The organism is Brenneria tiliae, assembly GCF_023347575.1.
Lineage (GTDB): Bacteria > Pseudomonadota > Gammaproteobacteria > Enterobacterales > Enterobacteriaceae > Brenneria > Brenneria corticis.
Genome location: NZ_JAKPCB010000100.1, coordinates 93,213 through 105,496 on the forward strand (window position 1 = coordinate 93,213; position 12,284 = coordinate 105,496).

11 protein-coding genes and 1 tRNA gene are annotated in these 12,284 nt (G+C 51.4%); 11 read left to right on the top strand and 1 reads right to left on the bottom strand.

Features of this window, described 5'->3' with window-relative positions:
• Positions 1-267: 267 nt before the first annotated feature.
• The 7 genes from MFP24_RS15680 (at position 268) to MFP24_RS15710 (ending at position 7,832) form a co-directional block, all read left to right on the top strand.
• Complete coding sequence (locus MFP24_RS15680) at positions 268-3,111, top strand: alpha-L-rhamnosidase (RefSeq protein ID WP_455550480.1); 2,844 nt, start codon at positions 268-270, stop codon at positions 3,109-3,111.
• A 17-nt stretch (positions 3,112-3,128) separates the two neighbouring features.
• A complete protein-coding gene (locus MFP24_RS15685) occupies positions 3,129-4,355 on the top strand; it encodes an MFS transporter (protein ID WP_249231403.1) in 1,227 nt (408 codons plus the stop codon).
• An 88-nt stretch (positions 4,356-4,443) separates the two neighbouring features.
• The gene (locus MFP24_RS15690) at positions 4,444-5,715 is read left to right on the top strand and encodes a carbohydrate porin (protein WP_249231402.1); all 1,272 of its coding nucleotides are present in this window, start codon (positions 4,444-4,446) and stop codon (positions 5,713-5,715) included.
• Between the two features lie 107 nt (positions 5,716-5,822).
• Entirely contained in the window at positions 5,823-6,749 is a 927-nt protein-coding gene (locus MFP24_RS15695; protein ID WP_249231401.1) for a D-2-hydroxyacid dehydrogenase, read from the top strand.
• 186 nt (positions 6,750-6,935) lie between these two features.
• A tRNA-Gly gene (locus MFP24_RS15700) sits at positions 6,936-7,011 on the top strand.
• Between the two features lie 256 nt (positions 7,012-7,267).
• Positions 7,268-7,555, top strand: a complete 288-nt coding sequence (locus MFP24_RS15705; RefSeq protein ID WP_249231468.1) for a BrnT family toxin — start codon at positions 7,268-7,270, stop codon at positions 7,553-7,555.
• Entirely contained in the window at positions 7,527-7,832 is a 306-nt protein-coding gene (locus MFP24_RS15710; protein ID WP_249231400.1) for a BrnA antitoxin family protein, read from the top strand. Before MFP24_RS15705 ends, MFP24_RS15710 begins: the two co-directional genes overlap by 29 nt.
• On the opposite strand, the gene MFP24_RS15715 is transcribed toward MFP24_RS15710, so the two are convergent.
• Entirely contained in the window at positions 7,791-8,513 is a 723-nt protein-coding gene (locus MFP24_RS15715; protein ID WP_249231399.1) for a sulfite exporter TauE/SafE family protein, read from the bottom strand. The genes MFP24_RS15710 and MFP24_RS15715 overlap by 42 nt on opposite strands.
• Before the next feature lie 385 nt (positions 8,514-8,898).
• On the opposite strand from MFP24_RS15715, the gene MFP24_RS15720 reads away from it, so the two are divergent.
• Genes MFP24_RS15720 through MFP24_RS15735 form a run of 4 tightly spaced genes read left to right on the top strand, consistent with a single transcriptional unit; the run spans position 8,899 to position 12,267 of the window.
• Entirely contained in the window at positions 8,899-9,717 is an 819-nt protein-coding gene (locus MFP24_RS15720) for an ABC transporter ATP-binding protein (protein ID WP_249231398.1), read from the top strand.
• 3 nt (positions 9,718-9,720) lie between these two features.
• Positions 9,721-10,509 (top strand): ABC transporter permease, encoded by a 789-nt coding sequence (locus tag MFP24_RS15725; RefSeq protein WP_249231397.1) that lies wholly within the window; start codon positions 9,721-9,723, stop codon positions 10,507-10,509.
• Positions 10,510-10,529: 20 nt separating this feature from the next.
• Positions 10,530-11,606, top strand: coding sequence for an ABC transporter substrate-binding protein (locus MFP24_RS15730; RefSeq protein ID WP_249231396.1), 1,077 nt, complete (start codon positions 10,530-10,532; stop codon positions 11,604-11,606).
• Between the two features lie 58 nt (positions 11,607-11,664).
• A complete protein-coding gene (locus tag MFP24_RS15735) occupies positions 11,665-12,267 on the top strand; it encodes a peroxidase-related enzyme (protein WP_249231395.1) in 603 nt (200 codons plus the stop codon).
• Positions 12,268-12,284 lie beyond the last annotated feature (17 nt).

Sequence of the window (12,284 nt, forward strand, 5' to 3'; positions counted from 1 at the left end):
GAGCATGTTTGCGCCGGTTTTTTAAACGTAACCTGTTGTTAATATCCTTATTTTTATATTTTCCCCATAAAACATATTACTATATCTATTGATATCATATAGCAATGTCATCCAGCAATATTCGATACGCATCACAAAAAAATTACCTTCCCCCGATGATTTTGGACAAAAAATTTTCCAGCCACGACATAGTCTCCGTCACGCTTAAACAGAATAATACCCGAAGAATAAATTTATTATTAAAAATAGCCAATCAGAGAGGGAATTATGGGAGTGGGCTCGACGTTGACGGCAGGATCATTGCAGTGTGAATATATGACCAACCCTGTGGGGCTTGATATTGCTCATCCCCGATTAAACTGGAAAATTGAATCACCGCTCCATGGGGTACTGCAAACGGCTTATCAGTTGGTTATTTTCGACGCTGAGGGGAGCGTCGAGAAACGGGTTTACGACTCAGGAAAAGTGCCGTCCTCACAGTCAGTCGGCGTGGAATTGCATAATATGGATTTCGCATCCAGAAAGCGTTACTACTGGCAAATAAAAGTCTGGGATAACAAAGGCAATGTCTCTGACTGGAGCGAACGCGCGTTTTTCGAATTCGCATTTCTCACCCAGGATTGCTGGTCGGCAAAATGGATAGAACCGGTACAGCGTCCCTCGCAGCCGGACCTTATCGGTAGCATTGAAGAGATGTTCGAGTCTGTTCATGAGAATGACACCAAGGATTATTCATCCCTCAATCCCTGCCTGTTCATCCGCAAAGAGTTTCTGGTCGGCAACGCTATTGCCCGGGCGCGGCTGTATGCGACGGCGCATGGTATCTATGACGTGGAAATCAATGGCGGAAAGATCGGCCATTCCCAGTTCTCTCCGGGAGTCACCGCCTATGACGATTATCTTGAGTATCAGACCTATGATATTACCGACTGCCTGAGTCAGGGGGGAAATAACGCCATTGGCATTATTCTGGCGGATGGCTGGTATGCGGGACGGATCGGCGGACCGGGAACAAATATGAATTATGGCGATAAACTGGGTTTGCTGATGCAGCTGGAGATTGAATATCAGGACGGAACACGGCAGGTCATTTATTCTGATGAAAGTTTTAAAGGCACAACCGGTCCTTTTATTTATGCGGATATTTTTATCGGCGAAATGTATGATGCGCGCCGGGAAATCAACGGCTGGAGTCAGACGGGTTATGACGATAAAGATTGGCGACCTGTTATTATCAATAACCGATACGGCTACGATAATCTCGTTGCTGAATACGGAGAGCCGGTTCGCCCGATAAAAGAAATTAAGGCGCGAAATATTATTATTTCACCGCGCGGCGAGCGTATCGTCGATTTTGGGCAAATCATTGCCGGTCGGGTACGTATCCGCTTGTCTGGAAATAAGGGCGACAGAGTCGTCATTGAGCACAGCGAAATTCTGGATGAGCAGGGTAATTTCCTCAACAATATTATGGGGGGAAATAAACAGCAAAAAGATATCTATATATTGAAAGGAACGGAAAGCGAAATTTACCAACCAAGATTTACCTTTCACGGTTTTCGTTATGCGAAAATCAGTGACTACCCCGCAGAACTGCAACCGGACGATATATCAGCCATCGTACTCGCCAGTGATTTGAAAATCAGCGGTCACTTTGAATGTTCTGATAAAGATATTAATCAACTTCAGCACAATATTTTATGGAGCCAGATCGGGAACATGTTTTCGATCCCGATGGATTGCCCGCAAAGAGAGCGTGCCGGCTGGAGCGGCGATGTTTGGGTCTACGCCGCCACCGCTGCTTTTAATATGGATATGAATCCTTTCTTTACCCGATGGCTGCGCAATGTGCAAATCGAACAACGGCCTGATGGTCAGGTGCCTATGCTGGTGCCTTACTGGAAGGGTTACCAGACGATGGGAAAAATATTGTTTGAAGGAAGCCATACCTCTGCGGGGTGGGGAGACGTTTGCACCATTTTGCCCTGGACGCTTTACTCGGTCTACGGCGACAAGAGAGTGCTAGAGGAAAACTATCCCATGATGCTCAAATGGCTGCGTTACATTGAAGCGGAAGCCGCGAATAACATTCCGGAAAACCTTGCCGCGAATTTAAGCGAAGAAGAAAAAGAGCGACAGAAATATCTGTGGAATACCGGTTTTCACTTTGGCGACTGGCTTATTCCCAGCTTTCTTTCAAAAGAGAACCAGCAAGAAGGCATGATTGATTGCGCTTCCAGTACCAAAGAAATAACGGCAAGCTGCTTTTTTGCTTATTCATCGGATATCGTTGCGAAAGTGGCCAACGTGCTCGGCGACAGTAATACGGAAAATAAGTATCTGGCGTTATCCGAGAAAATCAGAACCTCATTCGCTGCAACCTATCTTGATAATGAGGCGCATATAGCCGCAAATTATCAAGGAATACACGTTTTGGCGCTTAAACTCAATATGATCCCGCAGCATTTAAAAGCCGCCTTTTTTGAGAACCTGGTTAAGTTGATCGCGGAGAATGGTTACCGATTAGACACGGGTTTTGTTTCCGTACCTTTTCTTATGGACGTGTTATGTGAAAATGGCCGTTCCGACATCGCCGTCCGGCTGCTATATCAAAGAGAATGCCCGTCCTGGCTTTACCAGATTGATAATGGCGCGACGACGTTATGGGAAAGCTGGAGCGCCATCAAGCCCTCTGGCGAAAGAACGAACGTATCCTATAACCATTGCGCCTTTGGTTGCGTAGGCGATTGGCTATATCGCTATATTGCGGGCATTCATTTAGCACATCCGGGTTACAAGGAGATCGTTATACACCCGCATCCTGACTCGAAACTGGAATATGCTAAAGCTTCTTATGATTCCGTATACGGCGCTATAGAATCCGCATGGCGGATAACAGCTGGAAAGCTGGTAATAAATATTAAAATCCCTGCCAATACCACGGCAAAAATTATTCTGCCTGCGGCAATGTCGACGTATGTGCATTGTAACGGCGGAAATCTCCAACAGGCGAGCGGTATCGCGGATATACAGCAGAACGCAGAGGGCGTGATTTTGGCCGCAGGGTCAGGAAAATACCAATTCTCTTACCCTTATACGAGCAGAATTTAATTGAGGTCGGAATAACTATGAATCAGAAAATAAAAACCAGGCTGGGCATATTTAGCATGTCAGGATTATTGATGTCCGCTTTGGCGATCGCCCCATCACTCGCTAACATATCTGCGGCTTTTCCCCAGTTAAGCGCTTCCATGGTGCAAATGCTGCTGTCCGCGCCCAGCCTTTCCAGCCTCATTGCTGCGTTGGCGGTGGGCCGAATAACCCTCCTGATACCTAAAAAGACCCTGGCGATTATCGGTATTATGCTGATTATTGCCGGTGGGATTACGCCTTTCTTTTTCCATGCGAATTTTTATTTCCTACTTGGTTGCGCCACCGTATTGGGGTTTGGCAACGGGACCATCATGACCATCACGCCCAGTATCATCTCGGAAAATTTTTCAGGCCAGGAGCGCGGTGCAATATTCGGTCAAATGACCGCCTTTGTCAGTATCGGCGCAGTGATACTCACGGTCTCAGGAGGAAAACTGGCTGAGTACGGCTGGCAGTATAATTATCTGGCATACCTTATCGCCCTACCGTTGTTGTTCATCGTCTGTTTGTGCTTACCGCAAGACGGGATAGCGAGCAATGAACACGCTGTTATCCAGGATGAGGGGCCTTTACGGCCGGGAATACCCCCCAGGGTCATTATTATTGGCCTGTGCGCGTTCATATTTTTACTGGCTTATAATGCGTTCCCGAACAATATTGCTTTGTATCTGGCGACTGAAAAAATTGGTGACGTCACCACGGCGAGCCACGCATCGGCATTGTTACTCATCAGCGGCTTGATTTCAGGGCTTCTTTTCGGTCATATTTCTAAAATAACCGCTTCCGCAACATTAATCGTGGCTTTTCTGGTGCTGGGATTTGGCATGGCGTTAACGACGTTTATCACATCACCCCAGGTGGCATTAACCGGCAGTTTTATTACCGGATTTAGTTTGAGCATGTTTATGGCCCGCGCGCCTTTCTTAATCTCAACGCTTGTTTCGGTGAAATCCATGCCCATGTCGATTGCGGTTTTTTCAATATTCACTTCCATTGCCGGATTTACTTCTCCGCTAATCATCAACAATCTGGCGGCCCTGACCGGTGAGGGGAGCCCAAGGCTGGCATTAATCGTTTCCAGTCTGCTGGCGTTATGCGCGGCCGTCATTTTATTGCTTACCCGCTTTGAGAAATTATGCTTGAAGAATAAAGTTGTTCACGAAAATAACGCTGAAGGAGATCAACATAATATAACTGGATAAAAATACCCGAATCTTATAAAAGCCAAGCATGGTTTATGATCGCCTTTAATTAAAATCCAATAAATAATTAAATATTGGGGTGTATTCTATGTTTTTATTCTCTGCTAACTTACAACAAGTTATTATACGATTGTTCGCCCCCTGTCTTTTATTAATGTTTTTGCTCAGTTATAGCGCACATGGAAACGAAACGGGAAACAATGATCTATCTGACTGGCGCGATTACGGGATCGAACCGGTGTTATATGCATCGGGATTTCACCTGGAAAACCCGACGCTGGGGCAGATAACCGACATGAGTTACAACCTGTATATTCTAACTTACGGCGCAAATGTTGATCTGGAAAAACTGGCGGGATTTGACAACCTTAAATTGCATTTCGAGCAATATGTAATACTCAATGCCACGAATGTCAGCTATGGCATGATGGTTGGCGACTCGGTGTATGGCGACCCCGTACCCTATGGGCCCAAGCGCTCGCGTTTGCAGAAGCTCACCCTGGAATATACCACGCCAAATAACAAAATGAATTTTGAAATAGGGAAAAGCGCGGCGTTAATGCATTTCGCCACGCCGGTATGTAACCTGATTTATAGTTGCATCAGTCCATTAATCCCTTCGTTATTTTACGCATCATGGGGAGGGCGTAGCCAATACAACTTCAATGAAAACTGGTCGGCCCAGGTGGGGGGATGGAATATAGTTACCGACTATCCTTTTGAGCATGGCTGGGAATGGAAGGAAAAGTCCGGCGCCATGCTCTGGATGTCGAATCTTGCCTATAACGATAAGCGTAATAGCCTGGAACTGATGTTGTTTCACTCGACGGAACAACAGACCAATCCCTATACCGGCAAAAAGCATGATGGCACATCCGGTTTTTATGTCGCTTTTAAGACAGAAATTTATCAGGGGAAAAACGTCAACGCCTTCTTTAGCATACCGAACGTGGCAATAGTGGAACAATTCACCCAGACCTTTGATCAATCAAGCACCATTGGCTTACAGCATACCAACCTGATTGGGTTAAACATAGGTTCTCCCTTTACTTTCCGGCCTCACGACAGTTATGGCGTTTCCTTGAAAGTCCATCGGCTCACCAGCGATCAACAACGTTACACGCATGGTTCATTTGTGGATAACGGCATATATAATTACACCGCCGGCCGCAACCAAAAGGTGCTCCAGCTTGATGCCAACTTCGTGATAACACCAGAAATTATTCTTAGTCCCTATATAAATTTCTCCTGGGACACCAACTCCAGGTTCAACCCTTACGACCACACTCATGTGCCTCAGGATGGCTACGCCTTTGGGGTACTGGGCGTAATAAGGTTTGACAGGCTGTTTGGCTTTTAAAGGCGAGGTGTCATCCTTTCATTTCCGGTTGCAGCCATGTGGCTTAACGCAATAATCTACTTTCCCGGCGTTAATTTTTATCGTTGCCTCGCTCAAGGAACCTGCTTATGACTGCTGTGCTGCTGTTGGATCCCCGTGCTGATGAAATCAGCCCCGTACTGTATAACCAGGCGCCGGAGCTTGAACTGGTCTTGTCGGATGGTACGGCAGGGCAGGCTGAGCGTTATCCGATCTGGCTTGGCGACCCCGCCGTCGCCGCGGTCCTGCTGGCGCAGGGAGTAAAGCCGCAGTGGCTGCAGTCCAGCTGGGCCGGATTTAAACCGTTGCTGGCCGCCGGGCTGCCGCGCGATTACCGCCTCAGCCGGGCCGTGGGGGTATTCGGTCAACCGATTGCCGAATATGTGCTTGCCTATATGCTGCGGCACGAATTACAAATGGATAAACGGCAGCATAGCCAGGCTAAGCGACAATGGGATCACCGCCTGCCGGGCTCTCTTGCCGGCAAAACGGTACTTATCGTCGGCGCTGGCGAAATCGGATGTGAGGTCGCGGGTTTCCTGCACCCCTTCGGGGTTGAACTGCATGGCATCGTAAATACGCCCCGCGCGTTGCCTCACTTTAAACAAGTATTGGGGATCGCCGGGTTGCAACAGGCCGTGCGGGACGCCGACTACGTGATTAATCTGCTGCCTGACACCTCGGCCACGGCAGATATCTACCATTCCGCCCTGTTCGCCGCGATGAAAGCGTCCGCCTTATTTATCAACGTCGGCCGGGGAACGGCGGTGGTTGACGACGACTTGCTCGCGGCCTTGCGCAATCGCCAGATTGCCGGCGCGGTGCTGGATGTGTTCAGACAGGAGCCGTTACCCGCATCCCATCCGTTCTGGCTGGAGCCGAATCTTGCCGTTAGCGCGCATATCGCCGGCCCGATGGTGCCGGAATTACTCGGCCGCTTATTTCTCGATAACCTGACCCGTTTTCGGCAGGGAGAGAGCCTGCGGGGCGAGGTCGATTTCTCCAGCGAATATTGAACGCTTGCGCGCTGAAAAAGGGCTTGCCAGTGCCAATTGATTGGGACATAATGCTGTCCGCCGAGTGAGTTTTTAGTTAAATAGCTATAAGATTCATATGGTTGTATAGATTTGTCGACTATGTATTACTTCCGGTGCGCCAAAACCGCTTTTCAACGGCACTGAGAGATAATAAGCTGGTCATATGCGGGAATAGCTCAGTTGGTAGAGCGCAACCTTGCCAAGGTTGAGGTCGCGAGTTCGAGCCTCGTTTCCCGCTCCAGAATTTAGCGCCATGGAGTTCCACTAAAGTCCATAGGTGATTGAAAAAAGCCAAAAGATTATGTCTTTTGGCTTTTTTTATTCCTGTAGCGTCCGCTAGCCCGGGGAAGTTGAAATACTTCCCGAGCCCTCGTGAAAATATTAGAACGCATTACGCATTTCTTATACGCAACGCCCCTAAGAAAAATATAATTTTGGGAAGTCATGCTTGGTTTTCTCTCGTTTGGCTAGAGCTGACAGTCGTCGTTCGTGAGAAACTGAATCGACCCAAAGCCGCCCGCAATCGTCTGAAGCATGGCATCAGCTTTGAACTAGCTACGCGTGTTTTTGCTGATCCATATGCGTTGTTTGAACAGGACCGGATCGAGAACAAGGAATACCGCTGGCAGGCTCTGGGATTGATTGAAAACCATATTGTGCTGATGGTAGCTCACACCATTCGGGATAAAGAGGGCGGTACCGAAGTTATTCGCATAATTTCGGTTCGTAAGGCCGATGCGAAAGAGAGGAGGCGTTATGAGCAAAACCGTGCGTTACAAGGTTAATCTGGCTAATCTTCCGCCGCTGACGGAAGCTCAGAGAACTGAGTTGGAAGTGTTGGCAACTCGCCCTGACCGCGAGATTGACTACGGCGATATAGCGCCGTTGGCGGAGACGTTGTGGAGAAATGCGGTTCGTAATCCGTTTTATAAACCGACCAAACAGGCTACGACAGTCCGATTGGATACCGATGTACTGGCTTGGTTGAAAGCGCCTGGTAAGGGGTATAACCGCGCTCTTTTAAGCCAAAGCACTCCAGAACAGAACGGCGGCGGAAAATAGCAGCATTAAATCTATCAGAATTTCAAAAATAGAGAGCGGCATTTTCAGGACAAAAAACTTCCCCAGATATACGCCCGCGGCAATTGCCGTACCGACCAGTAATCCATTGGCGATAATGTTGACAGGTAATGCGCCGATAGTGCCGAAGGTGATCGATTTTGAAATATATATGACAAAAGAAGCGGCCGCTTCCGTTGATAAAAGGGCTCCTTTCGTCAGTCCGTAAGAAGCAAATAGCGGTACGGTTAATGGACCGGTGGAAAAAACAATCCCGGTCAAAAATCCCAAAAAAACGCCCGCTATCGAAAGCTGCCAGTTTGTAATGGTGAAATTTTTTACTTTCGCCCATCGCCGCCACGGAATGAGTAAAAGAAAGAAACTGGCGATAATCATATCGGTGATATGGGCAGGCAAAACCCAAAGCGTTCTGGCGCCTAAAACAGCCGCCGGTATGCCGGGCAGGCTGTAATATAAAAACGCCTTAATATTTATGCTGTTTCTCCATGCCATAACGCGTGACACATTCCCTATTACAGATGCCACGGCCATGATGGGCACCGCCTCTTTGGGGCCAAAGGCGTAAATAAGGGCCGGCAGTAAAATAATGGACGATCCGGTGCCGACAATACCGCTAATGACGCCCGCCAGGATGCCTATGGCCGCAACATAAACAAAAATCATCAGTTTTCCCTAATCATTGAATTCAATCCCAAGGCAAACCGATGGTTTGAATTGGGGGGCATTTTTCATTGATTTCCGCTGCCTTCTTTATGTACAGGGAATCTATGGATTTAATATTAAAAATTAATTGGTAAAAATAATAAATACTATATAGACGAAATAACGCGCAGATGCTTTATTCAAAGCACCAGGGTAGGACTCCACATAACACCTTAAAGTTTATGCGAAAAACGGCATTGCTAATTCAGTATAGTGCAAAACCATGCTGTTCTTATCTGTTTTTTATTCGCAGAAGTAATGATAGCCTGATATATCTTCTTATTTTTTATTATTTAATCCGAATCACCATCAAAAATATCGGCGCATAGTGCTTTGAGGGAAATAAATGCCAATTCTGTCCGCCAGGTCCGGGAGGGAAGGTCAATCGCCGGCCAAATCCAGCACCATCAGCGTTCGCGGCGTCCAGCAGCGATTTACAACCAGGAATAATTCCGTTACGGCGTTGACCGGGGTGGATATCGAGATTCCGGCCGGGCAATTCCTTTCCATCGTCGGGCCTTCAGGCTGTGGAAAAAGCACGTTGCTGCGGCTTATCGGCGGACTGGATTTGCCATCGGCCGGCGAAATTCTGATCGACGACGTCAGGGTGCGGGGACCACGCAGGGAAATCGGTACGGTATTCCAGACGCCGGTGCTGTTTCCCTGGCGCACCGCGCTTGAAAACGTTCTTCTGCCGGCGGTGGTGAGACGGCAGAACCGCAAACAGGCCACGGCAAAGGCTCATGCCCTGCTTGAGGCCGTACAGCTCTCCGGATTTGAGAAGAGTTACCCCGCTGAGCTTTCCGGCGGTATGCAACAACGCGTCGGCATTGCCCGCGCGCTCGCATCCGACCCCGGCATGCTGCTGATGGATGAACCCTTCGGCGCGCTGGACGCGCTGACCCGCGAAACCCTCAACGATCAAATTCAGCAATTATGGCTGGCGCAGCGCCAGACCGTGGTCTTCGTCACCCACTCGGTGCCGGAAGCCATTTTTCTTTCGGATCGGGTGCTGGTGATGAGCGGTCGTCCCGGGCAGATCCGGGCCGATATCGCCATCGATCTTCCCCGGCCACGTACGCTGGCCGACACCGCGACGACGATATTCGGCGCCTATGCCGAGGAAATTCGCGGCCATCTCAATGCCAACGGCCGGCTGGATTGATCAATGAAAAATATCGTTATCAAAACCGTATCCAGTCTCCTGTTGTTCGTCGGCCTGCTTTGCCTGTGGCACTTCAGCGTGGTGTATTTCGGTGTGCGCAGCTATGTGCTGCCGGGCCCGATCGCCGTGGCGCAAGCCCTCTGGAACGGCATCGGCAATGGACTTTACCTTGAGCATATCTACGTTACGCTCACCGAAACGCTGACCGGGTTCGCCGCCGCCTTCGTCGCCGCGTTGGCTCTGGCGACGCTGATTTCGCTTAGCCGCCGGGCGTCCTTTTATCTTTATCCCTATATCGTTTTCTTTCAGTCGGTGCCCAAGGTGGCATTGGCGCCGGTCATCGTGATCTGGTTCGGACTGGGCATTAACTCGAAGATCGTCACGGTGGCGCTGATGTGCTTCTTCCCGCTGATGGTGAATGCGATCGCCGGCCTCCAGTCCGCGCAGAAGGATCGGATCGATCTATTACGCTCGCTCGGCGCCAACCAGTTCCAGATCTTCACGCTGCTGCGTCTGCCAAGCGCGTTGCCGTTCATCGTGGCCGGCGCCGAGGTCTCGATGATCTTCGCCCTGATTGGCGCCATTGTCGCTGAGTTCGTCGGCGCGCAGGCCGGCCTCGGCGTGCTGTTGCAAACCATGGGCAGCAATCTCGACGTCGCGGGGCAATTCGCGGTGTTGGTGATCCTCGCCTCCATTGGATTTCTGCTCAACCGGATCGTCACCCTGCTCGGCGACCGGCTTCTGGACTGGGATGCAGGCCGTAAATCACGCCGGTTCGGAAACCGGCATTAACGTTGACGCTGGAGTTCGCTATGTCGCTCAAAAGTCTTGCCCATGCCGCCCTGGCGGCGCTGTTCCTGATCCCCGCAAGCGGCGCGCTGGCGGCGGACGCGAAACCTGTGCGCTTTGCGTGGTGTACATCCTCGACCGGTATTTCGATGGCGCCGATCGCCGCGGCGAAGAAGTTCGGCTGGCTGGAGCAGGAAGGGATCGCGCTCGATATCGTCCATGTGGGTTCCGGCACCGACTGCGCGAAATATGTCGCAACCGGCGAAGTGGATTTTGCCGCGCCGGCAATCGAGGCGACCGCGGCAATGGCCGCCGTCGGCGCGGATTTGAAGATCTTCTTCACCATCCAGCAGGTGTCATCCTGGAGCATTCAGGCGCCCGCCGCCAGCGGCATCCGTACCGTTAGCGATCTCAAAGGCAAGAAAGTCGGCGTTATCTCGCTGTCCGCCCTCGGCGCGACGATCGTCAAGGGGCTGGCAAAAGAAGCGGGACTGGATCCTGACAAGGATATATCGCTGGTCGCGGTCGGCGATGCGCAACGCGCCGCCTATTTCCTGCAACAGAAAGAAATCGATGCGGTCAGCATTTTCACCCTGGCTCATCTGCAGATCGAAGCGCTCGGCACGCCGCTGCGAGAAGTGGAGGCCGCCTCGATCAAAGATGCGCCGTCGATCGCGCTGGTGACCCGGGGCGATTATCTGAAGGAACATCGCCAGGAGGCCGTCAAACTGGCCCGGGCCTATGCCAAAGGGCTCGCTTTCACCTTTGCCGCGCCGCGCGCCGCCGAGAAAGTCTTCTATGAGGTGTTCCCGAAGGCGGTGCCGGATGCGTCGGTCGCCGCGGGGGTTCACCGCTCGAATATCACGCTGACGGAATATCATGCCGGCGCGCCTTCGCCGCTGAACGGCAATTTGCCGAGCTGGGGCTACTCGCGGCCGGAGGTTTACGGCGCTTATATCGCCAGGTTGATCGACTGGGGACTGGTTCGCGGCAAGATCAGCGAAGCGGACGTGATCGACAACAGCCTGCTGCCCGAGATTAACGATTTCGATCGCGCGGAAATCGCCGCGCTCGCCGCCAAAGCATCGGGCGGCGAGTGATAGCGAAAAAACAACATCGAAATTCACTGCACTTCATCCACATAAGTGAGGTTTTTGCATGACAGACGTCCAAATCGCCGCGGCATCCGATATCTCCTGGCTGCGCCTGCCGGTGGCCCCCTTGACCCCCACCGTTCGGCAGTCTCTGACCGCCACCGTGGCGTCGATCGGCTATATCCGTCACCAGCAGAACGTCGTCGCTCATCGTCCCGCGCTGCTGACGGCCACGGCGGCCCTCGCCGAGGCGGTGCTGCGCGATCCCGAGGGCACGCTCTCGCTGCGGGAACGGGAGCTGATCGCGCTGGTGGTCAGCGCGGAAAATCGCTGTGACGCCTGCGTGATTGCGCATACCGCGGCGTTGCGCGCGCTCGGCGCCGATGAATTGTGGGCGGAGCAGGTCGCGATCAATTATCGCCGCGCCGAACTGACGCCAAGGGAGCGGGCGCTCGCCGACTATGCGCTGAAGGTGACGCGCGCCGCCAACGAGGTGGAGCCCGGCGATCTCGACGCCGTACGCGCGACCGGCGTGCCAGAGGAGGGGCTGCTGGAAGCGGTCGCCGTCGCCGCCTTCTTCAACCTGACCAACCGTCTTAACAGCGGTCTCGGCATTCAGGCGAACCGCGAGGCCCACGAGTCGCACCGGGGCAAGGCTCCCGTATGATATGCACGCACCGGCGA